The sequence below is a fragment of the Paenibacillus sp. JCM 9796 genome, from assembly GCF_055379675.1.
The window spans coordinates 4,805,007-4,828,612 of sequence record NZ_AP043723.1; the positions used below are offsets into that span (position 1 = coordinate 4,805,007).

At 56.2% G+C, this 23,606-nt stretch carries 19 protein-coding genes; all 19 read left to right on the forward strand.

The window, feature by feature from the left end; translation table 11 throughout:
- The first annotated feature begins 173 nt into the window (after positions 1 to 173).
- The 19 genes from ACZ439_RS23075 (at position 174) to murB (ending at position 23,598) form a co-directional block, all read left to right on the forward strand.
- A complete protein-coding gene (locus ACZ439_RS23075) occupies positions 174 to 1,109 on the forward strand; it encodes an ABC transporter permease (protein ID WP_141333764.1) in 936 nt (311 codons plus the stop codon).
- A complete protein-coding gene (locus ACZ439_RS23080) occupies positions 1,109 to 2,023 on the forward strand; it encodes an ABC transporter permease (protein WP_127608524.1) in 915 nt (304 codons plus the stop codon). The genes ACZ439_RS23075 and ACZ439_RS23080 overlap by 1 nt, the downstream gene beginning before the upstream one ends.
- A gap of 28 nt (positions 2,024 to 2,051) precedes the next feature.
- A complete protein-coding gene (locus tag ACZ439_RS23085) occupies positions 2,052 to 3,077 on the forward strand; it encodes an ABC transporter ATP-binding protein (RefSeq protein WP_054797365.1) in 1,026 nt (341 codons plus the stop codon).
- Positions 3,074 to 4,033 (forward strand): ABC transporter ATP-binding protein, encoded by a 960-nt coding sequence (locus ACZ439_RS23090; RefSeq protein WP_054797366.1) that lies wholly within the window; start codon positions 3,074 to 3,076, stop codon positions 4,031 to 4,033. The genes ACZ439_RS23085 and ACZ439_RS23090 overlap by 4 nt, the downstream gene beginning before the upstream one ends.
- A 124-nt stretch (positions 4,034 to 4,157) precedes the next feature.
- Positions 4,158 to 5,783: a bacillithiol biosynthesis cysteine-adding enzyme BshC gene (gene bshC / locus ACZ439_RS23095; RefSeq protein WP_464621163.1), complete on the forward strand. Its 1,626-nt coding sequence runs from the start codon at positions 4,158 to 4,160 to the stop codon at positions 5,781 to 5,783.
- 35 nt (positions 5,784 to 5,818) lie between these two features.
- The gene (locus ACZ439_RS23100) at positions 5,819 to 7,087 is read left to right on the forward strand and encodes an adenosylhomocysteinase (RefSeq protein WP_127608527.1); all 1,269 of its coding nucleotides are present in this window, start codon (positions 5,819 to 5,821) and stop codon (positions 7,085 to 7,087) included.
- Positions 7,088 to 7,359: 272 nt separating this feature from the next.
- Positions 7,360 to 8,403 carry a DUF4349 domain-containing protein gene (locus ACZ439_RS23105; protein ID WP_141333762.1) on the forward strand — a complete coding sequence of 348 codons (1,044 nt, stop codon included), beginning with the start codon at positions 7,360 to 7,362 and terminating at the stop codon, positions 8,401 to 8,403.
- A gap of 118 nt (positions 8,404 to 8,521) precedes the next feature.
- On the forward strand, positions 8,522 to 8,959 hold the full coding sequence (gene mraZ, locus ACZ439_RS23110; protein WP_127608541.1) for a division/cell wall cluster transcriptional repressor MraZ: 438 nt from the start codon (positions 8,522 to 8,524) through the stop codon (positions 8,957 to 8,959).
- A 33-nt stretch (positions 8,960 to 8,992) separates the two neighbouring features.
- Positions 8,993 to 9,949, forward strand: coding sequence for a 16S rRNA (cytosine(1402)-N(4))-methyltransferase RsmH (gene rsmH, locus ACZ439_RS23115; RefSeq protein WP_054797368.1), 957 nt, complete (start codon positions 8,993 to 8,995; stop codon positions 9,947 to 9,949).
- A gap of 14 nt (positions 9,950 to 9,963) precedes the next feature.
- Entirely contained in the window at positions 9,964 to 10,422 is a 459-nt protein-coding gene (ftsL, locus tag ACZ439_RS23120; RefSeq protein ID WP_127608530.1) for a cell division protein FtsL, read from the forward strand.
- A gap of 29 nt (positions 10,423 to 10,451) precedes the next feature.
- Positions 10,452 to 12,713 carry a penicillin-binding transpeptidase domain-containing protein gene (locus ACZ439_RS23125; RefSeq protein ID WP_464620263.1) on the forward strand — a complete coding sequence of 754 codons (2,262 nt, stop codon included), beginning with the start codon at positions 10,452 to 10,454 and terminating at the stop codon, positions 12,711 to 12,713.
- A 76-nt stretch (positions 12,714 to 12,789) separates the two neighbouring features.
- Complete coding sequence (locus tag ACZ439_RS23130; protein ID WP_127608532.1) at positions 12,790 to 14,739, forward strand: stage V sporulation protein D; 1,950 nt, start codon at positions 12,790 to 12,792, stop codon at positions 14,737 to 14,739.
- 220 nt (positions 14,740 to 14,959) lie between these two features.
- Complete coding sequence (locus ACZ439_RS23135; protein WP_127608533.1) at positions 14,960 to 16,447, forward strand: UDP-N-acetylmuramoyl-L-alanyl-D-glutamate--2,6-diaminopimelate ligase; 1,488 nt, start codon at positions 14,960 to 14,962, stop codon at positions 16,445 to 16,447.
- Between the two features lie 3 nt (positions 16,448 to 16,450).
- Entirely contained in the window at positions 16,451 to 17,860 is a 1,410-nt protein-coding gene (locus ACZ439_RS23140) for a UDP-N-acetylmuramoyl-tripeptide--D-alanyl-D-alanine ligase (RefSeq protein ID WP_054795528.1), read from the forward strand.
- Positions 17,861 to 17,864: 4 nt separating this feature from the next.
- Positions 17,865 to 18,827, forward strand: coding sequence for a phospho-N-acetylmuramoyl-pentapeptide-transferase (mraY, locus tag ACZ439_RS23145; protein ID WP_054795529.1), 963 nt, complete (start codon positions 17,865 to 17,867; stop codon positions 18,825 to 18,827).
- Between the two features lie 2 nt (positions 18,828 to 18,829).
- Positions 18,830 to 20,254, forward strand: a complete 1,425-nt coding sequence (gene murD, locus ACZ439_RS23150) for a UDP-N-acetylmuramoyl-L-alanine--D-glutamate ligase (protein WP_464620264.1) — start codon at positions 18,830 to 18,832, stop codon at positions 20,252 to 20,254.
- 54 nt (positions 20,255 to 20,308) lie between these two features.
- Positions 20,309 to 21,406, forward strand: coding sequence for a stage V sporulation protein E (gene spoVE / locus ACZ439_RS23155; RefSeq protein WP_464620265.1), 1,098 nt, complete (start codon positions 20,309 to 20,311; stop codon positions 21,404 to 21,406).
- Between the two features lie 9 nt (positions 21,407 to 21,415).
- On the forward strand, positions 21,416 to 22,489 hold the full coding sequence (locus ACZ439_RS23160; RefSeq protein ID WP_054798714.1) for an undecaprenyldiphospho-muramoylpentapeptide beta-N-acetylglucosaminyltransferase: 1,074 nt from the start codon (positions 21,416 to 21,418) through the stop codon (positions 22,487 to 22,489).
- Positions 22,490 to 22,692: 203 nt separating this feature from the next.
- The gene (murB, locus tag ACZ439_RS23165; RefSeq protein WP_127608537.1) at positions 22,693 to 23,598 is read left to right on the forward strand and encodes a UDP-N-acetylmuramate dehydrogenase; all 906 of its coding nucleotides are present in this window, start codon (positions 22,693 to 22,695) and stop codon (positions 23,596 to 23,598) included.
- The last annotated feature ends 8 nt before the right edge of the window (positions 23,599 to 23,606 follow it).

The window sequence follows — 23,606 nt, forward strand, 5'->3', positions numbered from 1 at the left end:
GAAGAACGGCCTCGATTTTTCTTTTGGACCGCTGGCGACAGGTAAGGACGGCGGTTGCGCGGAACTGCTTCGCAAACATAGTCCCTGGTGTTGTCTACTATGCTTGCGAAGCAGTTCGGCTGATTCGGCCGCGCTGTGCGCAATTGTTTTTTTACTAGTTTAGGAGGTGTGCCATGCTTCGTTACTTGCTACGACGTCTGGTGTATATGGTGGTAACCTTATGGCTCATTGTGACATTCACATTCGTGTTGATGAAAAATTTGCCGGGGGACCCGTTTGGCGAAGACTCGCAGAAAATGACCGTTGAGCAGCGTCAGATCCTGTATGCCCAATACGGTCTCGACCAGCCGATCTGGAATCAGTACCTCAAATATATGAACAACGTCATTCACGGCGATCTGGGTGTTTCGTTCCAGTTTCCTACGCGTAAAGTGACGGATATTATTCAACAAGCATTCCCGGCCTCGCTCGAGCTTGGATTGTGGGCGCTGCTGATCGCTATTGTCGTCGGTCTTATTCTCGGTATTGTTGCATCGTTAAATCATAACAAGGGGCTGGACGTGGCGGCGATGTTTACGGCTATCGTCGGGATTTCGATTCCTTCCTTCGTGCTCGGACCTCTGCTCTCCTATTTCGTCGGCGTGAAGCTCGGCTGGCTGCCGCCGGGCATGTGGACAGGGCCTTCGTCCAGGGTACTGCCCGCCATCGCGTTATCGTTCGGTACCATTGCCATCCTGGCGCGGCTTATGCGAACGTCGATGCTCGACGTGCTGAATCAAGACTACATTAAGACGGCGCGGGCCAAAGGATTATCCTCGCCTTCGATTGTGGTGAAGCATACGGTCCGGAATGCGATTTTGCCGGTCATTACGGTGCTCGGTCCCGTATTCGTTAACCTGATTACAGGTACGCTGGTCGTGGAGCAAATTTTTGTAGTGCCGGGTCTCGGCAAGCATTTCGTCCAGTCGATTTATTCCAATGACTACACGATGATTACGGGTTTGACGATTTTCTATGCGTTTATTCTCGTCGTGGTGCTGTTTATTACCGATGTGCTCTATGGGCTTGTCGATCCGCGGATACGCTTGGCGAAGGGAGGAAGCAAATGATGGAAATATCCAAAGATCTGTTCCAGCCGGTCGGCAAGGAAGAAGTGAACCGGGAAACGATCGTTCGTCCGTCGATGACGAATTGGCAGGACGCTTGGCGGCGGTTGAAAAAAAACAAGCTCGCCATGTTCGGCTTGATCACGCTCATCCTTCTGACGCTTCTGTCGATCTTCGGTCCGATTTTGTCCAAATTCGACTATGCGACGCAAAACTATGATATTAAAAACATGGGGCCGTCGGCCGTCCACTGGTTCGGCACGGACGACTTCGGACGGGATTTGTGGGTTCGGGTATGGTGGGGTACGAGGATCTCGCTTGCGATCGGAATTACGGCCGCGCTGCTCGACCTCGTGTTCGGGGTCATTTACGGCGGAATCTCCGCTTACTACGGGGGCCGCGTCGATGATATTATGCAGCGGTTCATCGAAATTATTTATTCGATCCCATTTCTGTTGATTTCCATTTTGTTGATTATCGTGATCGGACCGGGCTTCAAGACGATTATCATTGCCTATGCCATCACCGGCTGGGTGCCTATGGCGAGGCTTGTGCGCGGTCAAGTTTTACAATTGAAGGAACAGGAATACGTGCTTGCGGCTCGTACCCTCGGCGCCGGGGGCGCGCGCATTATTATGAAGCATTTGGTGCCGAACGCGCTCGGTTTGATTATTGTACAAATTACGTTCATCGTCCCTTCGGCGATTTTCGTTGAAGCGTTCCTCAGTTTTATCGGACTTGGCATCCGGGTTCCGCTGGCATCGTTAGGTTCGCTGTTGTCCGACGGCGCGAATTCGATTCGCTTGTATCCGCATCGGGTTATTTTCCCGACGCTGCTGTTCAGTTTGATCCTGATGAGCTTCAACCTGCTTGGCGATGGCCTGCGGGATGCCCTTGATCCGAAGATGCGCAAATAAGCAGTCAGTTATTCGGAGGTGACAATTCATGAGTAAACCGATATTGGAAGTTAAGGATTTGCGGGTTTCGTTCCGCACCTACGCCGGCGAAGTACAAGCTGTGCGGGGCGTATCCTTTCATTTAGATAAAGGCGAAGTATTGGCGATCGTAGGCGAATCCGGGTGCGGGAAATCCGTGACGGCACAAACGATCATGCGGCTGATTCCTTCGCCGCCGAGCTGGATTAAAGGCGGTTCGATCTTGTTTGACGGCAAGACGGAAATTACCAGCTGTTCAAATTCGCAGATGGAGAGCATCCGCGGTTCGGAGATGGGGATGATTTTCCAGGATCCGATGACGTCGCTGAATCCGACGATGACAATCGGCAAGCAAATAACAGAAGGCCTGATCAAGCATCAAGGCTTGAGCCGTGACGCCGCTAACGCGCGAGCGGTTGAAATCCTGAAGCTGGTCGGCATTTCCAATCCGGAAGGCCGGATTCACCAATATCCGCACGAACTCTCCGGCGGCATGCGGCAGCGCGTGATGATTGCGATCGCGCTGGCGTGCAATCCGAAGCTGCTGATCGCGGATGAACCGACGACGGCGCTTGACGTGACGATTCAGGCGCAGATCATCGACTTGATGAAGAAGCTGTCGGAGCAAACGGAAGCGTCCATCATCGTCATTACGCACGACCTTGGCGTCGTCGCGGAGATGGCGCAGCGCGTCGTCGTCATGTATGCGGGCAAAGTGGTGGAGCAAGGTACCGTCGATGAAATTTTCTATCAATCGAGACATCCATACACATGGGGGCTGCTCCGTTCGGTACCGCGCCTGGATCAGGACAAGGATAGCGATCTGATTCCGATTCCGGGCACGCCGCCGGATCTGTTCGCACCGCCCAAGGGCTGTGCTTTCGCAGCGCGCTGCCCTTATGCGATGAAAGTATGTCTGGAGAACGATCCGGAGCAGACCCCGCTCTCCGAAACGCATGCGGCCGCCTGTTGGCTGCTGCATCCGGACGCGCCGAAGGTCGAACGTCCGCTAGAAACGGGAGGTGTCTCGCGATGAGTAAGCCGCAGCCTTTATTGGAAGTTCGCGATTTGAAGAAGCATTTTCACCTGGGCAGCGGCAAAACGTTGAAAGCCGTCGACGGCTTGAATTTCGCCATCGAGCGCGGCGAGACGTTCGGACTCGTCGGCGAATCCGGTTGCGGCAAGTCGACGGCCGGCCGCACGATCATCCGGCTCTATGAAGCGACCGGCGGCGAGGTGCTCTTTAACGGAGAGAACGTTCACGGCCTTCGCGGCCGCAAGCAGCAGGAGTTTCGCCGTCACATGCAGATGGTGTTCCAAGATCCGTACGCTTCGTTGAATCCGCGGATGACCGTCGGCAACATTATCGCTGAGGGAATCGACATTCACGGGCTGTACATGGGCAAGCAGCGCAAGGCTCGCGTATCCGAGCTGCTGCAAGCCGTCGGCTTGAACGAAGAACACGCAAACCGGTTCCCGCACGAGTTTTCGGGCGGTCAGCGCCAGCGGATCGGCATTGCCCGGGCGCTCGCGATCGAGCCGCAGTTCATCATTGCGGACGAGCCGATATCGGCGCTGGACGTGTCTGTACAAGCGCAAGTCGTCAACCTGTTTAAGAAGCTGCAGAAGGAACGCGGTCTGACCTACTTGTTCATCGCGCACGACTTGGCGATGGTCAAGCACATCTCCGATCGCATCGGCGTGATGTACTTGGGCAAACTGGTCGAGGTGACGACGGCGGAGGAGCTGTACGCGAACCCGCTGCACCCGTACACGCAATCGCTGCTGTCGGCGATCCCGATTCCGGATCCCGAAGTTGAGCGTACGCGCGAGCGCATCATTCTGCAGGGTGAGATTCCGAGCCCGCTCAACCCGCCCAGCGGCTGTCCGTTCCGGACCCGCTGTCCGATGGCGATGCCGGAATGCGCAGCGGTGATGCCGGAATTCAAAGAAGTGAAGCCGGGACACTTTACCGCTTGCCATCTTTATTAACAGCTTACGAGAAGCCCCTTGCTCTTTGGGGGCTTTTTTTGTTAACATCAGTAGGAATGAGTTGTCAATACGAGTTCGACTCCATACAGAGGAAAGGGCGGCGGGAGCTTTGCGTTTGGAAACAGTGGAATGGCGAACCGGCCAGCCTTTGACCGACGATTACATAAATCGCTCCGAGAAGGCAAGCGGACTTTACGATTACGACCCTTGGTCGAAGGGGGCGTGGAGCGCGCGCGCGGACTGGTTAGACCGTGAACGGCCGTTCGGTGCAGATCGCGAAGGGCTTGCCGAAGCTTTGCGGGCTTTCAATCGCAAGGCCGGCAACGCTCCCGAGGCGTTGCAAGGGATCGAATCGCTGCGCGATGCACGCACGTTGTGCGTGGTAGGAGGGCAGCAGGCGAGTTTGTTTACGGGGCCGCTGATGGTCGTTTATAAGGCGATCACCATTATACAGGCGGCGAGGCAATCGGCTGAAGCGTTGAACCGGCCGGTTGTGCCGGTATTTTGGATTGCCGGGGAAGATCACGATTTCGACGAAGTGAATCACACCTATTTCTTGTCGGCCGATTTGCGGGTTGAGAAAATGAAGGTGGAGCGTCCGGACGATCGGCGTACGTCGGTCAGCCAAACCTTACTTAGCCGCGAACAATGGGAATCGGCTCTGGCGCAGCTCGATGCATCGTTGATGCCTACCGAGTTTAAGGAAGGCGTGCTGGCGGAATTCCGCTTCGCGGCGGAGTCTTCGGACACATTGGTGGATGGGTTCGCGAAGCTGCTGGCGGGCTTGTTCGGCAAGTACGGGCTTGTGCTGCTGGATTCGGACGATCCTGCGCTGCGCCGGCTGGAGGGACCGATGTTCCATACGTTGATCGAACGTTCGTCTGCGATCGGCGAGGCGCTGCTGCGCAATCGGGCACGCTTGCAGGAGCTTGGATACGAGCCTCAGGCGGACGGGAGCGAGAACAGTCTGAACTTGTTCGTGTTCGACGAGCGGGGCGAGCGGACGCTGCTGTTTGCAGATGCGTCAGGTCAGTGCTATACGGATCGTAAAGGCGAGCGCCGGTTTTCGAAGGAGCAGCTGCTCGACTGGGCGCAGACCGCGCCGGAGCGGCTCAGCAACAACGTGATGACGAGGCCGCTCATGCAGGATTACTTGCTGCCGGTGCTCGGCACGGTGCTCGGCCCCGCGGAGATCGCCTACTGGGGGTTGACGCAGCAAGCGTTCCATACGCTTGGCATGCGTATGCCGATTTTGTGGCCGCGTCTTGGCTTCACGATTGTGGAAGGGACCGCTCAGAAGAATATGCAGAAGCTCGGGCTGACCTTGGACGACGTCAGGTTCCGTCTGGAGGAACGGCGTCAGGCTTGGCTGGAAGCGCAAGACCGCTGGCAGCTGAAGGATCGTTTTGCCGACGTCAAGAACAAGTTTCGGGAGCTGTACGAGCCGATCGTGTCGTCGGTCGCCGAGATCAATCCGGGCCTGCAAAAGCTGGGTGAAACGAATTTAGGCAAAATTTTGGAGCAAATCGACTTCTTCGGGCAAAAGGCGGAAGACGGCCTCCGTTCGCAGAACGAATCGGGTTTGCGTCAGTTCGCGCGGATCGGTCAATCCGTCCTGCCGTCCGGCAAGCTGCAGGAGCGGGTATTCAATATCTCCGCGTATTTGAACAAGTACGGCAGCGCCTGGCTGGACGAATTGGTGCAAACCCCGCATGAAATTGACGGCAAGCACCGCATCTGTTATATGTAATTCATTTCATTATCTATTATGAGGAGGAAGTTTACGTGGCTAAAAGTACGGTAGATTCCAGTATTATCCGCGACATCTCGCTCGCGCACGAAGGGCATTTGAAAATCGATTGGGTGAATGCCCACATGCCGGTGCTGAATAAAATTCGCGAGCAATTCGAAAAAGAACAGCCGTTCAAAGGGCTTAAAGTGGCGATTTCGCTTCATCTTGAAGCAAAAACGGCCTATTTGGCCAAGGTTGTCCAAGCCGGCGGCGCGGAGGTGGCGATCTGCGGCAGTAACCCGCTCTCCACGCAGGACGACGTGTGCGCGGCGCTCGTCGAAGACGGGATTACCGTGTTCGCCAAGTACAACCCGGACCCGCAGGAGTACAAGGAACTAATGCTCAAAACGCTTGAGACCGAGCCGGACTTGATTATCGACGATGGCGGGGACTTGGTGACGATTCTTCATTCCGAGCGCAAGGATTTGCTGAAAAAGGTGCGCGGCGGCGCGGAAGAAACGACCACGGGCATTTTGCGCTTGAAGTCGCTTGAGAAAGACGGACAGCTGCAGTTCCCGATGGTTGCCGTCAACGACGCGTTCTGCAAATATTTGTTCGATAACCGGTACGGTACGGGCCAGTCGGTTTGGGACGGTATCAACCGGACGACGAACCTCGTTGTCGCCGGGAAAACAGTTGTCGTTGTCGGATATGGCTGGTGCGGCAAAGGTGTGGCGATGCGGGCCAAAGGACTCGGCGCCAACGTGATCGTGACGGAAATCGATGCGATCAAGGCGGTTGAAGCGTACATGGACGGATTTGCCGTTATGCCGATGGTGGAAGCGGCGAAAGTCGGCGACTACTTCGTCACGGTCACAGGCAACCGCGACGTCATTCGCGGCGAGCATTACGAAGTGATGAAGGACGGTGCGGTGTTGTCCAACGCCGGCCACTTCGACGTCGAAGTGAACAAACCGGAGCTCGAGGCATTGTCCGTATCGAAGCGTACCGTGCGCCGCAATATCGAAGAATATACCTTGAAGGACGGCCGCAAGTTTTATCTGCTCGCGGAAGGACGGCTCGTCAATCTGGCGGCAGGCGACGGTCATCCTGCGGAAATTATGGATATGACGTTCGCACTGCAAGCGATGTCCCTGAAATATGTGAACGACAACTATAAGCAAATCGGCAGCAAAGTGGTGAACGTGCCTTACGAGCTGGACGAACAGGTGGCTCGCTTCAAGCTGGCGGCGCTCGGCTTCGGTATCGACACGCTGACGAACGAGCAGAAGTCGTACTTGGACAGCTGGGCCGAGCATTAATACGATTGTATAAGGAGCGCCTCGACGAAACGGTCGAGGCGCTTTTTGGACGATAAGGGCAAGGTTTCCTGGCTTCTCGGATGTTTCCGGTATGTTTCGGCCGTATGGGAAGGGGCGCTTTGGATCGGAATCGGCGTTTTTTTAATTCGGGCTGGCGGTCTGTGCAACATCAATTCTTCCCTAATCGTCTGGATAGATAAGGCTGCGCTTCCTGTTAGGATTACGGAGGGCGGCCTGACGGATCGATTGCAGAGAGCGAGGGGGATTATCGAATGAAAGAAGAGAGAAGTCGGTCGGGCAACGGGTTCCGAGTCGCGATCAACCGCCGGGGCGCGAGGCTGCTGCTCGCGTCGGCGCTTATCGCGTCGGCGCTCGCGGGCTGCAGCTCCGCAAGCTCCGATAAATCCGCGAGCGAGGCCGCCAAATCGGGAGCACCGACGGCAAACTCGGCTCAGCACGAAAGCGTCAGTGCGGGCGCTGCCGATCAGGCGGGCGGCGAAGCGCAGAACGCCGCCGCCGCGTCTTCGCAGAACGCGCCGCCGCAGGGCGGGAGCTTTACCGGGCAAACGGCCGCGGAAGGCGACGATGCATACAGCCGTAAGATTATTTATCGCGCCAACCTATCGATGCAGGTCGAGAACTACGCGGACACCGAGACGCGCGTGCAGGAGGCGGTTAAGCGTTCGGGCGGCTATGTGCTGCAGTTTAACGAAAGCACATCGGCATCGGAGAAGTCCGGCACCTTCGTCATCAAGGTCCCGGCGAACGGCTTCCAATCGCTGCTCGTCGAACTGGAGAAAATCAATCCGTCCATGCGCAAATCGATGGAAGGCCAGGATGTGACGGAGGAATATGTGGACCTCTCGTCCCGATTGAAGGCGAAGCAGCTTGTGGAAAGCCGGTTGATTTCCTTCATGGAGAAGGCGACGAAAGCGGATGAGCTGGTAGCCTTCTCGAGCGAGCTGGGCAAGGTGCAGGAAGAAATCGAACGTATTAAAGGGCGTATGCGTTATCTGGAGCAAAACGTATCGTACTCCACCATCGATCTGCGCATCGCGCAAAAAATCGGTTCGGCGGAGGCGATCGGCGCACAAGAACGAGGGCCGCTCGCCAAACGGGCATCCGCCGCGCTGCAGGGCTCGCTGACTGTGCTGAACGTCGTCCTGCAGGGGATCGTTGTCGTACTGGCCGGCGCGCTTCCGATTCTTGTGCTGCTTGTCATCGTCGCCATTCCGCTCTGGTGGGTGCGCCGCCGAAGGAAAGCGAAGCTGGCAAGCGTGCGACAGCGGCTGGCGGAAGAAAACAAAACCGAATAAATCGAAAAAATCCTGTTTCATCGCGACGATGAAGCAGGATTTTTTGTTAATATGGCGAAACATTACTATACAAGTGGTGGGAAGTGGGGTAAAGTGGAGGGAAAGGGGGTGGCGAGTGGTGTTCATGGGGGAGTATCAGCACACAGTCGACGACAAAGGCCGTATGATTGTGCCTGCCAAATTTCGTGAAGCCCTCGGAGCATCGTTCATCGTCACTCGCGGTCTCGATCAATGTTTGTTCGTGTATCCCATGCAAGAATGGTCTGTTCTGGAGCAAAAGCTTAAGGCGCTGCCTCTGATGAAATCGGATGCGCGTGCGTTTACGCGGTTTTTTTTCTCCGGCGCCACCGAATGCGAGCTGGACAAGCAAGGCAGGGTAAACCTGCCGAATACGTTGATCGACCATGCCAAGCTGGAGAAAGATTGCGTCGTGATCGGCGTATCCAACCGGGTCGAGATTTGGAGTAAGGCAATCTGGGAAGACTATTCCAGGCAATCGGAAGAATCGTTTGCCGAAATCGCCGAGAAGCTTGTCGACTTCAATTTTGACTTTTAATCCGGTGTTAGTTCGATGTAGGAGGATGGAGCCGTGTTTCATCATATTACGGTGCTTAAGCAAGAAGCCGTGGAAGGATTACATATAAAGCCTGACGGTATATATGTCGATTGTACGCTTGGCGGAGCCGGGCACAGTTTGGAAATTGCGTCGAGACTCGGTCCGGGCGGGCTGCTGATCGCATTTGATCAAGACGACATGGCCTTAGCGAACGCCAAAGAGCGTCTTTCCGGCGTTCAGGACAAGGTACGGCTCGTACGCAGCAACTTTCGTTATTTGGAACAGGAGCTCTCCCGAATTCCAGAGGCCGTGAAGGACGGGCATCCACAGGTCGACGGCATCTTGTTCGATCTCGGCGTCTCCTCGCCGCAGCTCGATGAAGCCGACCGGGGATTCAGCTACAATCACGATGCGGAGCTGGATATGCGGATGGACCGTACAGCGCCGCTTACGGCGAAAGATATTGTTAACGGTTGGTCCGAGAAAGAAATCGCCGATATTCTGTTCGAATACGGGGAGGAGAAATTCGCCCGGCGCATCGCCGCAAACATCGTCTCCGCCCGCAGCGCAGCTCCTATCGAGACGACGGGACAGCTGGTCGAGCTGATTAAAGAAGGGATTCCGGCTGCCGCGCGCAGAACCGGGCCGCATCCCGCCAAGCGCAGCTTCCAAGCGCTGCGGATTGCCGTCAACGACGAGCTTGGCGCCTTCGAAGATGCGCTGAAGCAAGCGGTGCGCTGCCTTGCTCCGGGAGGGCGGGTGGCCGTCATTACGTTCCATTCGCTCGAGGATCGCATCTGCAAGCAGACGTTCGCCGGGTACGTGGCAAAATGCATATGTCCGCCCGATCTTCCGATGTGCGCATGCAACCCGACAGGTCAATTGAAACTGGTTAACCGTAAGCCGATAGAACCGGGTGAAGAGGAGCTCGAAGCAAATCCGAGAGCCCGTTCGTCAAAACTTAGAATCGCGGAAAAAGTGAAGGATTAAGGGGGAGAATTATTTTGCCGGCTTATATTCATGGAAACCTAGCGGTGGAGCAGCGAACGGAGCAACAGGTGAAAGCGAAAGAGACGAAGCGCGTCGTACAACGGAATAAGACGCTGCCGCTGCAGGAAAAGCTGTTGTATTTGTTTACGGTTGCGATTTGCGTCGTCGTTGCAGGGTTGATTATTTGGCGTTACGCGCAAATTTACGAAATGAATGCCAACATCAGGAGCATCGAGCAGCAAATCGCCAAGCTGGAAGCGGAGAACAGCATTTTGAAGCAAAAGGTGGATGCTTTGTCCGAGCCGCACCGGATGCTCGAAAAAGCGAAGGAGCTCGGCTTCGTAACGCCTGAGCCCGATCAAGTGAAGACGAACAAGAACAAAGCCGCGGCCGATTCGAATGGACAAGCCGCGTCTAAATCGACCGAAACCAAGACGGCGTCCGGCGTCAAGAAAACGAAGGATCAGCCCTGATCCGTAAGCGGGAATAGGGGGATAAGACCATGACGAAAATGGTGAAACTGCGGTCGTTACTCATTGGAGGGGGATTCACCCTCCTTTTTGCTGTTCTGGTGACCCGATTGTATTGGGTGCAGGTTGTTCAAGGCGAAGAGCTGCTCTCCAAAGCGAAGGAAAAATGGGCGATGGACAAAGAAATTCCACCTATCCGCGGCACGATAACCGACCGGAACGGCAAGGCTTTGGCGGAAGATGCGCCTTCCTACACGATCGCGTTGGAGCCGGAAACGATTATGAACAAAGGACTTGAATTGGATGTCGTCAAAGGATTGGCGGCAATCTTAAGTCCGGCTGACGATGCGGGCGCTGTGATGGCGATGGAGGACAAGATCCGTACGCGCATCAACAAGAAGAAAGAGGACGGCAAGTATTACGCCCAGGTGGAGCTGGGGAACGATGGCTGGAAAATCGACGCCGAAACGGCTGATAAAATTAAGAAGATGATTTCCGATTTACAGTCGAAGCTGCCCAAGAAAAACGAAAGTACGGGAATCCTGCTGCTTCCCGAGCAGAAGCGGTTTTATCCCGCCGAGACGATGGCTTCGCACCTGATCGGATATATAAACAAGGAAGATAAGCCGATTATGGGGCTGGAATTAACGCTGGATAAATATTTGAGAGGTTCTCCCGGTTGGTTGATTTATGAGAAAGACCGGAAGGGCGTCGAGCTGCCGGACTCGCAAAGCCGGTATCAGCCGGCTGTCAACGGGGATGATGTGAAGTTGACCCTCGATAAAAATATTCAGTTTTATATCGAAAGCGCCTTGCAGAAGGTAAACGAGAAATTCAAGCCGAAAAGCATAACGGCGATTGCGGTCGATCCGCAAACGATGGAAATTTTAGGATTGGCGAACGTCCCGACGTTCAACCCGAACAAATATTGGGAAACGAAAGAAACGCGAGATTTTCTTAATCATGCCGTGGCCTCCCAATATGAGCCCGGTTCTACCTTCAAGCTGGTCACATTAGCGGCTACCGTAGAAGAAGGGCTGTTCAATCCGAATGAGACGTATCAATCCGGTTCGATCAAAGTGGCCGACCGGCGTCTTCATGACCATAACATTTCAGGATGGGGGAAAATTTCGTACTTAGAAGGTTTGAAGCGTTCGAGTAACGTCGCCTTCGTTAAGCTTGGCATCGAGAAGCTCGGGCAGGACAAACTGCGCCAATATATTACCAAATTCGGCTTCGGCGCAAGGACGGGCATCGACATTTCCGGCGAGGTGCCGGGTATCGTCAATATGCGTTACGCTCCCGATTTTGCAACGGCGACCTATGGACAAGGCTTGACCGCTACAGCCATTCAACAAACGGCCGCCTATGCCGCCGTTGCGAACGGGGGCAAGCTGATGTGGCCTCATCTGATTAAAGAGATTACGAAGCCTGATACCGGCGAGGTCATCCAGAAGTTCGAACCGAAGGTGATCCGCGAAGTCGTATCGGAGAAGACGGCGAAGCAAGTCAGCGAATATTTGGAGCAGGTAGTCTCCGACCAGGATATTGGAACGGGAAAAAGAGCCTATATCGACGGCTACCGGATCGCCGGTAAGACAGGTACGGCCAACAAAGTGCTTCCGGGTGAAAAGGGATATGCCGAAGGGAAATGGGTCATTTCCTTTATCGGCTACGCCCCGATTGAAAATCCGCGCATTCTTGTTACGATTATCGCCGACGAGCCGGATCTCGGCGGGGACTACCATCGCGGTGGAGAGGTTGCCGCGCCTGCGTTTCGCGAGATTGTTTCGCAATCGCTGCGTTATATGGGGCTTGCTCCGACGACGGTGCAGACGCAGCCGGCGCCGGTCAGCGAGAAGACGAAAGCGCCGGACTTGACCGGCATGACGCTTGACCAAGCGAAATCTTTAATGAACAAATCGGGCGTCAGTGTGGAATCGTATGGAAAAGGCTCGACCGTTTTGGCCCAATTGCCTGCTCCTGATACTGAAATCGGGAATTCGCAACGAATCTATGTAGTGCTGGAACAGCCTGAGCACGTATCGATCCCGAATTTAACCGGCAAATCGCTTCGCGACGCGATGGAAGTATGCTCGCTCCTGAAAGTGCGCTGTCAATCCGTAGGAGAAGGGTATGTGGCTGCCCAAACGCTCGAAGGAACCGAGAGCGAGCGGGTGCTGACGCTGTCCCTGAAGCCATACAGCGAACTGTTGGAGACGCCGGATAACCCGGCTGAATCCCCATCGTCCGCAACCGGAAGCAAAACCGATAAGAACGCCGCCAAACGATAGCTTGTTCTAACCCCGGGTTGTCCTGAATAGGGATGATATGAAACCATTCTTGATTCAGGAGGGGGAAGGAGCGGGCATGCGGGCATCGAATGTAACGGTTCGCCGACGATTATTCGCCGCACTGATAATAGGAACGATTTTGTTCTTCGCGCTGGTGGTGCGGCTCGCGTACGTGCAAATATGGATGGGGCCGAGGCTGTCGAAAGAAGCCGAGGAATCTTGGCGAAGAAACATCGAGGTTACGGCTAAACGGGGAGAGCTGCTTGACCGGAATGGCGTACAGCTGGCCTACAATATAAGCACGCCGACGGTCATGGCCATTCCTGTCCAGATCAAAGATCCGCAGATGACGGCGGCCAAGCTGGCGGCGGCGCTCGACCTCAGCGAAGCGGAAGTTTACAAACAAATTACAGTACGCAAATCTCAAGCTTATATCAAGCCCGGCGGCCGCAAAATTTCGCAGGAAAAAGCGCAGGAAATCCGCAATATGCAGCTGCCGGGCATTGTTGTCACCGAAGACAACAAACGGTATTATCCGTTCGGCGGATTGGCCGCACATGTGCTCGGTTTTACCGGAATTGATAATCAAGGCTTGACGGGCATAGAATTGAAGTATGATAAATTGCTCACGGGTCTCAATGGCGGCATTTCGTATTTGGCGCAAGCCAACGGCAAGCTGATGCCGGGATCGACCGACACGTACAAAGAGCCGATGGACGGACTCAATCTGCAGCTGACGATCGACAGCAACATTCAAGCGATCATGGAGCGGGAGCTTGATCAAGCGATGCTGAAATATCAACCGAAACACATCGTTGCGATCGCCATGGATCCGAACAACGGCGAGGTTCTTGCGATGGGGTCCCGGCCGGGTTATGAACCAAGCAACTACAAGCAATACCCGGTGGAAAGCTATAACCGCAACCTGCCGATTTGGATGACCTACGAGCCCGGATCAACCTTCAAGATCATTACGCTTGCTGCGGCCCTCCAGGAAAACAAAGTGAAGCTGACCGAAGGCTTTCACGATCCCGGCTCGATCGAGGTGGCGGGGGCGCGTCTTCGCTGCTGGAAGCGGCAAGGACACGGAAGCGAAACGTTCCAGCAGGTAGTTGAAAACTCTTGCAACCCGGGCTTCGTCGTCATGGGCCAGCGTCTGGGCACCGACTTGCTGTTCAAGTACATCCACGACTTCGGCTTTGGCAAAAAAACCGGCATCGACCTCGGCGGCGAGGAGAACGGCATTCTGTTCAAGCCGTCCCGCGTCGGTCCGGTCGAGCTGGCGACCACCTCGTTCGGCCAAGGAGTTTCGGTGACGCCGATTCAGCAAATTACGGCCATCTCGGCGGCGATCAACGGCGGTAAGCTGTACCAACCGCATGTGGCGAGGGCCTGGTATAAGCCGGAGTCCGGCGAGATGGTGCAGAAGGTCGAGCCGACCATGGTGCGGCAGGTCATCTCCGAGGCGACGTCCAAGCAGGTGCGCGAGACGCTGGAGAGCGTCGTGGCGAACGGAACCGGACGAAACGCGTTCATCGACGGCTATCGTGTCGGAGGGAAGACGGGAACGGCGCAAAAAGTTATTAACGGACGTTATTCCGCCGACGAGCACATCGTTTCATTCATCGGCTTCGCGCCTGCGGACGATCCGAAGGTCGTCATTTATGCGGCCGTAGACGACCCGCAAGGCATCCAGTTCGGCGGATTGATCGCAGCGCCGCTCGTGAAGAGCATGATGGAAGATACCTTGCGTTATATGAAGGTGCCTCCGCGGAAAGACCAGCTCGACCGCAAATACGTCTATGGCGACAAGCGCATCGTGGAAGTGCCGAATCTCGTCGGCATGACGGTCACCGATATTTACGAAGATTTAAATATGAATTTTCAGCTGGCCAAATCCGGTACCGGCAAGACGGTGATCAACCAGGTGCCGAAGCCGGGCACGCGTGTGGAGCAAGGCTCCACGATTCGCATCTACTTATCCGACACGGGCGTGCCGCAGGAGCCGGCGCCGCCGGCGTCTTAAGCGGCCCCAGTCCCGCAATTTCATTATGAAAATTGAAAATTGGGCTTTTCATCGGGCGTTTTTTTGTCCATAATAGATACCATGTGTGAAAATGAAGATCGATCATCCGTGCGGATTTTTATTCAACGAAGAAAGGTTTATCGAGACCATGTGTGAAAATGGAGATCGATCATCCGTGCTTTTTTTTTAACGATTTATTGACCAATGGAGGGGACGCTCGATGCAGCTACAAGAACTGGCCTCCCAGCTCGTCACGAGCCGCCTGATCGGCGACGGCGCCACGGAAGTGACCGGCATGGCGACCGATTCCCGCAAGGTCAAACCGGGCGACTTGTTCATCTGCGTACCGGGTTTGACTGTGGACGGTCATGATTACGCCGCCGTCGCCGTTGAGCGGGGGGCCTCTGCGCTGGTTGCGGAACGCGATCTGCGGGCGGGCGTTCCGACGCTGCTCGTGCGCGATGCCAGAATGGCGGCGGCCGTGCTTGCGAATCACTTTTACGGGTATCCGAGCCGGGAACTGAAGCTGATCGGAGTGACGGGCACGAACGGCAAGACGACCACGACGTATATATTGGAAAGCATTTTGAGCGATCAAGGGTTTCAGACCGGTTTGATGGGCAATATTCATGTCAAGATCGGATCGGAATACCGCGAGAATAAAGCGACGAATACGCAGGAAGCGCTGGAATTGCAGCGCATCTTGCGGGACATGGTCGAGGCCGGTACGGATTACGCGTTAATGGAAGTTTCTTCCCACGGGCTGGATATGGGCCGGGTGAAGGGATGCCGGTTCCGCACAGGTATTTTTACCAATTTAACGCAAGATCATTTGGATTATCACCTGACGATGGAGCAGTACCGGGATGCGAAAGGGCTTCTCTTCTCCAGACTGGGGAACGAGTATACGGAAGACCCGGCCCGCCGGCAGTTCGCTGTGCTGAATGCGGACGATGCCGCATCGGCGTATTACCGTAAAGCGACCGCCGCACAGACCATTACATACGCGATTGACGATGAGACTGCGGATGTGAGAGCGGTTGATATCGAAATGACGGCGGGCGGGACGCGTTTTCGATTGCTGACGTTTCAGGGCGAAGCCGAGGTGCGGATGCGTCTGGTCGGGAGATTCAACATCTATAACGCCCTGGGCGCCATCGCCGCAACATTGGCCGAAGGGATTCCGCTGCAGCGTATTGCGGACAGCATCTCGCGGATCGCTTCGGTAGAGGGGCGGATGGAGATTGTGGACGTCGGGCAGCCTTACTTGGTGCTGGTCGATTACGCCCATACGCCGGACGGTTTGAAGAACGCGTTAGCGACGATTCGCCAGTTTGCCGAAGGAAACGTGTATTGCGTGTTCGGCTGCGGCGGTGACCGGGACCGGAAGAAGAGGCCGGTGATGGGGGCGATTGCGGCGTCTTACAGCGACTATATTTACGTGACGTCCGATAACCCGCGGACGGAAGATCCCGAGCGGATTCTGCTCGACATCGAGCCGGGTCTTCGCGAAGCGGGCTGGGATACGTCCCGGTACGAACTGATCGCAGACCGCAAAGAAGCGATCCGCAAGGCGATTGGGCGTGCCGGGGCCAAAGACGTGGTTTTGATCGCGGGCAAAGGGCATGAAACATATCAGGAAATTTGCGGCGTCAAACATCCGTTCGACGACCGGTTGGTGGCTCAGGAAGCGATAAGGGGACGATGAAGCGTGATGAAACGAACGTTGGCTGAAATCGCCGTGATGGCGGGGGGCACGTTGACGGACGAATCGTCCGGAAGCTTGATGGCGCAGGGCGTATCGAAGGATACGCGGACGCTGGCGCCAGGCAATCTGTATATACCGTTAATCGGCGAAGCGTTCGACGGGCATCGATTCGTCGAAGCCGCTTCCCGGCAAGGAGCAGTCGGGTCGTTCTGGCAGCAGGATCGTCCGGATGCGCCCGAAGGCGTGCCGTTGATCTTGGTCGACGATACGCTGGCGGCGCTTCAGCGGCTGGCCGTTAATTACAAGCGGCAGCTTCACGTTAGAATTGTCGGCATAACCGGAAGCAACGGCAAAACGACGACGAAAGATATGACGGCAGCCGTGCTCCAGACTTCGTTTCGGGTGCACAAAACCGGGGGGAATTATAATAACCACATCGGGCTGCCGCTTACGCTGCTGCAATTATCGGAGGACACGGAGATCGCCGTGCTCGAGATGGGGATGAGCGGCCGGGGCGAAATCGAGTTTCTCTCGCGGCTCGCGGAGCCGGAAATTGCCGTGATTACGAACATCGGCGAAGCGCATCTGCTGCAGCTCGGCACGCGTCAGGAAATTGCGCGCGCCAAGACGGAAATATTGGCCGGCCTGCTGCCGGGGGGCACACTCGTATACAATGGCGACGAGCCCTTGATCGAGGAAGTGCTGCCGGAGCTGTCCGAGCCGGGACGGATGCAGGCTCCCTCGTATGGGCGCGTTCGGTTCGGCCATGGAGCGGAGAACGATCTGTATCCATCGGACATTAGAATGGATGCGAAAGGGACGCATTACCGTATCCATGAGGCGGGGGCGCGGGATTTTTACATTCCGCTGCTCGGCGCGCACAATGTGGTCAACTCGCTGGCCGCTTATGCCGTAGGCAGACATTTCGGTTTGGATGCGGAGACGATTGCGCGAGGATTGGCGGGTGCGGCGGTGACCGGCATGCGGATCGAGGTGATGCATGCGCCAAGCGGGCTTACGATCTTCAACGATGCCTACAACGCGAGTCCGACAGCGATGCGCGCTGCGATTGCGCTGCTGCATGAAGCGGAAGGCTTCGAGCGCAAATTCGCCGTACTGGGCGACATGCTGGAGCTGGGCGAGAACGAAGCGGCGTTTCACCGGGAGGTTGGCGAGATGCTCGATCCTGCGAAGGTGGAGGCTGTATTCGTGTACGGTCCGCTCGCGGTTCATATCGCGGAAGGGGCGAGAACCCGATTCCCGGACAACCGCGTCCGGCATTTTGAGGATAAAGAACAATTGGCGCACGAGCTCGGCCGAACGGCTGGCGCAAACGACGTCGTGCTGATCAAGGGATCGCGCGGCATGCGAATGGAGCAAGTGGCCGCCTGGGTCATGCAATTGGGGGGATAAAGCTGTGGATTTCAATATCGTAATGATCACGCTGGGGGTTGCCTTTTTACTGGCGGTGATTATGGGTCCATTATTCATACCGCTGCTGCGCCGACTGAAATTCGGCCAGCAAATTCGGACGGACGGTCCGCAGGGACATTTGAAGAAAGCCGGAACGCCGACGATGGGCGGCATTATCATCATGCTGGCGCTGGCGCTCGCGGTCCTTCGCTTTGGCGAGAAAAATATGGAGACCGTCATTTTGCTGCTGGCGTCGTTAGGCTACGGATTCATCGGTTTTCTTGACGATTACATTAAAATTTTGTTCAAACGCTCGCTCGGCTTGACCGCAAAACAAAAACTGATCGGTCAGCTGCTCATTTCGGCGATCGTGTGCTTGCTGCTCGTACAATCCGGGCACAGCACTGATATACGCATTCCGTTCTTCGACGTATCGTTCGATCTCGGCTGGCTTTATTTTCCCTTTATCGTCTTTCTTATGCTCGGCACATCCAATGCGGTCAACTTTACCGACGGTCTGGACGGCTTGCTTGCCGGCACGAGCGCGATTGCGTTCGGCGCTTATGCGATAATCGCCCTGAACAACACGCAGCCGAACGTCGCCATCTTCTCGGCGGCCATGGTCGGCGCGGTGCTCGGGTTTCTCGTGTTCAATGCGCATCCGGCGAAGGTGTTTATGGGGGATACCGGCTCGCTCGGCATTGGCGGAGGGCTGGTTGCAGTGGCGATCCTGACGAAAGCCGAAATATTGCTTGCGCTGATCGGCGGCGTGTTCCTGACGGAAATTTTGTCGGTCGTTATCCAGGTCGTATCCTTCAAGACAAGGGGCAAGCGTGTGTTTAAAATGAGCCCGATTCATCATCACTTTGAATTGGTGGGCTGGTCGGAGTGGCGCGTCGTCATATCTTTCTGGACGGCGGGTCTGATCTTGGCGGGTCTTGGACTATATATTAACGAGGTGTTATAAGGATGGAGCATCCTGCAAATTACCGCGGCCGCCAGGTCGTCGTCTTGGGTCTGGCGCGCAGCGGGGTCGCGGTCGCGAAATGGTTTCACGAAGCCGGCGCGAACGTGACGGTCAACGATAGGAAAGAACGAGAACTATGCCCTGAGGCCGACGAACTGGAGGCTCTGGGTATTTCTGTTGTTTGCGGCGGTCATCCGGCCGGACTTGTCCACGAGGGCGTGTCGCTCGTCGTGAAAAATCCAGGAATCCCCTATAGCGTGGAGCCGATTCGCCGTGCGGATGAGCTCGGCATTGAAACGGTCACCGAAGTGGAGGTGGCGTACTACCTATGCCAAGCTCCGATCATCGGCATTACCGGCTCAAACGGCAAGACGACGACGACGACATGGACCGGTCTGATGCTGGAGGCGGGCGGGCTGAAGCCTATCGTCGCCGGGAATATCGGGCGGGCCTTAACCGAAGCTGCGCTCGAAGCGGCGGAGGATAACCGGATGGTCGTGGAATTGAGCAGCTTTCAGCTGAAAGGCACGAGCAGCTTCCGGCCATCGATAGCCTGCTTGTTGAATGTGTATGAAACGCATCTTGATTATCATGGAACGATGAATGACTACGTTGTTTCGAAGATGAAGCTGTTCGCCAATCAAACGGAAGCCGATACGGCCGTCTTGAACTGGGACGATCCGGTTTGCCGCCAAACGGCGGCAAAGGTGCGTTCCCGCGTACTGCCGTTTTCCGTACGGGAGGAGCTGCCTTACGGGCTGTTCGTGAAGCCGAGCTTGAAGGAGGCGAAGGAGCGGCAAGTGACGGCCCTGTTAACGTACAGGGATGAAAAGGAGACCGAGCATACCCTCCTGCCGGTCAGCGAACTCGGCATTCCCGGCAGCCATAACGTGGAGAATGCGCTCGCAGCGAGCGCGATGGCCATCGCTTCAGGCGTAGCTATCGAGACGATTGCCCGTGTGCTGCGCGAATTCAGGGGCGTTGAGCATCGCCTCGAATACGTGCGAACTAAGGACGGCGTCTTGTTTTATAATGATTCGAAAGCCACGAACCCGACGGCGACGATCAAGACGATCGAGTCGTTCGGTCAAGATATCGTCCTCGTGGCGGGTGGGCTGGACCGGGGCTCCGACTACATGGAGCTGCTTCCCGCGTTCCAGCGGCAGGTGAAAGGACTCGTCGCCATCGGCGAAACGAAAGAAAAAATTGTCCGTGTCGCCAAGCTCGCAGGCATGAGCCGTCTGAAAACCGTCGATACTGCTGCTAGCGGGTTGCAGGATACGGTGACGGATGCGGTGCGGGAAGCGTTCGCGCTCGCGAAGCCGGGCGACGTCGTGCTGTTATCGCCGGCGTGCGCCAGCTGGGACATGTTTCCTTCCTATGAGGAAAGGGGAAGAATGTTTAAGCAGTCCGTGCATAACCTTTAAACAGGAGGATGACAAGCCGCCTCCTAAATTTTTAAGGTTAGAGGTGTGGTCGCAATGGTCAAAGCACGGTCGGCTCCGGATATGTACTTGCTCGGCTCTACGCTGCTTCTGCTTGTCATCGGCGTTATTATGGTATACAGCGCCAGTGCGGTGCTGGCGTTTCGCGAATTCGGCGATGCGTTCTACTACTTGAAACGTCAGGCGCTGTTTGCGGCGCTCGGCGTTATCGCCATGTTTTTTATGATGAATACCGACTATTGGATTTGGAAGAGGTACGCCAAACCGGCGCTGATCGTCTGCTTCGTGCTGCTTGTCGCTGTCTTGATTCCGGGCATCGGGGTCGTTCGCGGCGGCGCCCGCAGCTGGCTCGGCATCGGGTCGTTCGGCATCCAGCCTTCCGAATTTATGAAGATGGGCATGATCATCTATTTATCCAAATGGCTGTCCGAGCAGAAGAACCCGATCACGGCGTTTACAAAAGGACTGCTGCCGCCCCTCGCTTTAGTCGGACTGGCTTTCGGGATCATTATGCTCCAGCCGGACCTTGGGACCGGCGCGGTGCTTGTCGGCGCTACACTGCTTATTATTTATACGGCGGGCGCGCGATTGCAGCACTTGTCGTATTTAGGGTTGATCGGGGTGGCGGGATTCGTCGGCCTCGTGATAGCGGCCCCTTACCGGTTGAAGCGGATTACGGCTTTTCTCGATCCGTGGCAGGACCCGCTCGGCGCGGGCTATCAGGCGATACAATCGCTGTATGCGATCGGACCCGGCGGGCTCGTTGGGCTCGGACTTGGGATGAGCCGGCAAAAATACAGCTATTTGCCCGAGCCGCAAACGGACTTCATCTTTTCTATCATCGCGGAGGAGCTCGGCTTTATCGGCGGTTCCTGCGTGCTCATTCTGTTTATGGTGCTGGTCTGGCGCGGCATGCGCACGGCCATTACGGCTCCCGATACGTTCGGCAGCCTGCTCGCCACCGGCATCGTCGGCATGATCGCTGTGCAAGTCATCATCAATATCGGCGTCGTCATCGGCATGTTCCCGGTCACGGGCATCACGCTGCCGCTGATCAGCGCGGGCGGTTCTTCCTTAACATTGATGCTGACCTCCATCGGCATACTGCTTAATATTTCCCGATATTCGAGGTGAGTTTCGCATATGAACAAAATCGTCTTCACCGGCGGAGGGACCGCCGGCCATGTGACGCCCAATTTGGCGGTCATGGCCAAACTGCGCGAGCGGGGGTGGGAGATCCACTATATCGGTTCCCGGAACGGGATTGAACGCGAAATCGTCGAGCATGAAGGGGTACCGTTCCATCCCATCGCCTCCGGCAAGCTTCGCCGCTATTTCGATTTGAAAAACTTCAAAGACCCTTTCCGCGTCGCGTTAGGCGTCGGGCAAGCGTACGGACTGCTTCGGCGGCTCAAGCCGCACATCGTCTTCTCCAAGGGCGGCTTCGTTTCCGTTCCGGTCATCGTGGCATGCCGGCTGGCCGGCGTACCGGTCATTTCGCATGAATCCGATTTAACCCCCGGCCTGGCCAATAAAATCTCAATGCCCTTTGCCTCCCGCATCTGCGTTACCTTCCCTGAGACGTTGCAATACGTGCGCAGCGATAAAGCGGAATGCACGGGCTTGCCGATACGCGAGCAAATTTTGCAAGGGGCAGCCGCTCGGGGCCTCTCGCTGTGCGGCTTTCATTCGCAAAAGCCGGTGCTGCTGGTGATGGGCGGCAGCCTTGGGGCGCAGCGCATCAATCAGACGGTGCGCGCGTCGCTCGATACGCTGCTGCAGCGCTATCAGATCATTCACATCTGCGGCAAAGGACATGTCGATCCGACGCTGGCAGGCAAACGCGGCTACAGCCAATTCGAATACGTCAAGGACGAACTGCCGGACCTGCTCGCCGCCGCCGATCTTGTCGTATCGCGGGCAGGCTCGACGTCCATTTTCGAATTTCTTGCCTTAAACAAGCCGATGCTGCTTATTCCGTTATCGCGGGCGGCAAGCCGGGGCGACCAAATATTGAACGCGAATTCGTTCCAGAGCCAAGGCTACGCGCACGTTTTGTTCGAAGAAGACTTATCGGCGGACGCGCTCGTGAGCGGAATTTCCGCCTTGTATGACGAACGGGATGCGATGAAGCGGCGCATGGCGGATAACCCTTACGGCAACGGAACCGAAACCATCGTCCGACTGCTCGAGGCGCTTAAGCGTTCCGGCGGTTGACGAATTTAGCAATAGGCGATTGTCACACTCTGCAGCATTCCACATAAACTACACTATAACCGTGACAGACACCCGGCGAAGCGGCAAGCGGCAAGCGGCTCGGATACAAAAGACAGTCGGAGCCCGGCGGCCGGCCGCTCTCTATTTTTCGAACGATATTCGAGAATAGGGTGCCAGGGCGTTCTGTGAAGGAGGTTGTTCCCATGCAACAGGTCATATCAGAATTGATGAAGGGATCGTTCGGCGAGGTTCGCCTTGACGAACCGCTTGCCCCCTACACGACATGGAAGATCGGAGGGCCGGCTGACGTTCTGCTTATTCCGGAGAATAAGACGCAGCTTGTGGCGGCAGTGAAGCTGCTCCATCAGCACCGCGTCCCATGGACGGCGCTCGGTCGGGGCTCCAACATGCTCGTCGCGGACAAAGGCATACGCGGTGTCGTGATCAAATTGGGGGATGCGCTGGAAACCGTCCGGATTGAAGGGGAGTCGATTGTGGCCGGCGGCGCATATTCGTTCATCAAGCTGTCGGTCATCGCCGGCAAAGAAGGATTGACCGGCTTGGAGTTCGCGGGAGGCATCCCGGGAACCGTGGGAGGCGCCGTCTACATGAACGCCGGGGCGCACGGCTCTGACGTGTCACGAATACTACAGCGGGCTGAAGTGCTGCTCCCGAGGGGTGAGTTGGTTACGCTGCAAAACGAGGACTTGGCATATGCTTATCGACATTCGATTCTGCAAACGAACCCGGGCATCGTCACGGAGGCGGAATTCCGGCTCCGTTATGGCGACCGGAAGGAAATTGCGGCGGCGATGGCTGCCTACAAGGACCGCCGGTTGCGAACGCAGCCGCTGCAGCTGGCCTGCGCGGGCAGTGTCTTCCGGAATCCGGAAGGCCGTCACGCGGCGCAGCTGATCGAAGAAGCGGGCCTGAAAGGCCTGCGTGTCGGAGGCGCCGAAGTCTCGCCCTTGCACGCCAATTTCATCGTCAACATAGGGCAGGCGACAGCCTACGACGTGCTCACCTTGGTCGAACAAGTCAAAGAAACGGTCCGTACCCGATTCGGAGTAACTCTCGTACCTGAAGTATTGGTGGTGGGTGAGCGGTAAATCGGAGG

Excerpts from the sequence above, each read along its gene's own strand:
- ACZ439_RS23125 (WP_464620263.1), top strand. The coding sequence starts at position 10,452 with ATGACGAAAATGGTGAAACTGCGGTCGTTACTCATTGGAGGGGGATTC.
- ACZ439_RS23130 (WP_127608532.1), top strand. The coding sequence starts at position 12,790 with ATGCGGGCATCGAATGTAACGGTTCGCCGACGATTATTCGCCGCACTG.
- ACZ439_RS23135 (WP_127608533.1), top strand. The coding sequence starts at position 14,960 with ATGCAGCTACAAGAACTGGCCTCCCAGCTCGTCACGAGCCGCCTGATC.
- ACZ439_RS23075 (WP_141333764.1), top strand. The coding sequence starts at position 174 with ATGCTTCGTTACTTGCTACGACGTCTGGTGTATATGGTGGTAACCTTA.
- murD (WP_464620264.1), top strand. The coding sequence starts at position 18,830 with ATGGAGCATCCTGCAAATTACCGCGGCCGCCAGGTCGTCGTCTTGGGT.
- ACZ439_RS23160 (WP_054798714.1), top strand. The coding sequence starts at position 21,416 with ATGAACAAAATCGTCTTCACCGGCGGAGGGACCGCCGGCCATGTGACG.
- murB (WP_127608537.1), top strand. The coding sequence starts at position 22,693 with ATGCAACAGGTCATATCAGAATTGATGAAGGGATCGTTCGGCGAGGTT.
- spoVE (WP_464620265.1), top strand. The coding sequence starts at position 20,309 with ATGGTCAAAGCACGGTCGGCTCCGGATATGTACTTGCTCGGCTCTACG.
- ACZ439_RS23085 (WP_054797365.1), top strand. The coding sequence starts at position 2,052 with ATGAGTAAACCGATATTGGAAGTTAAGGATTTGCGGGTTTCGTTCCGC.
- ACZ439_RS23090 (WP_054797366.1), top strand. The coding sequence starts at position 3,074 with ATGAGTAAGCCGCAGCCTTTATTGGAAGTTCGCGATTTGAAGAAGCAT.
- ACZ439_RS23105 (WP_141333762.1), top strand. The coding sequence starts at position 7,360 with ATGAAAGAAGAGAGAAGTCGGTCGGGCAACGGGTTCCGAGTCGCGATC.
- ACZ439_RS23080 (WP_127608524.1), top strand. The coding sequence starts at position 1,109 with ATGGAAATATCCAAAGATCTGTTCCAGCCGGTCGGCAAGGAAGAAGTG.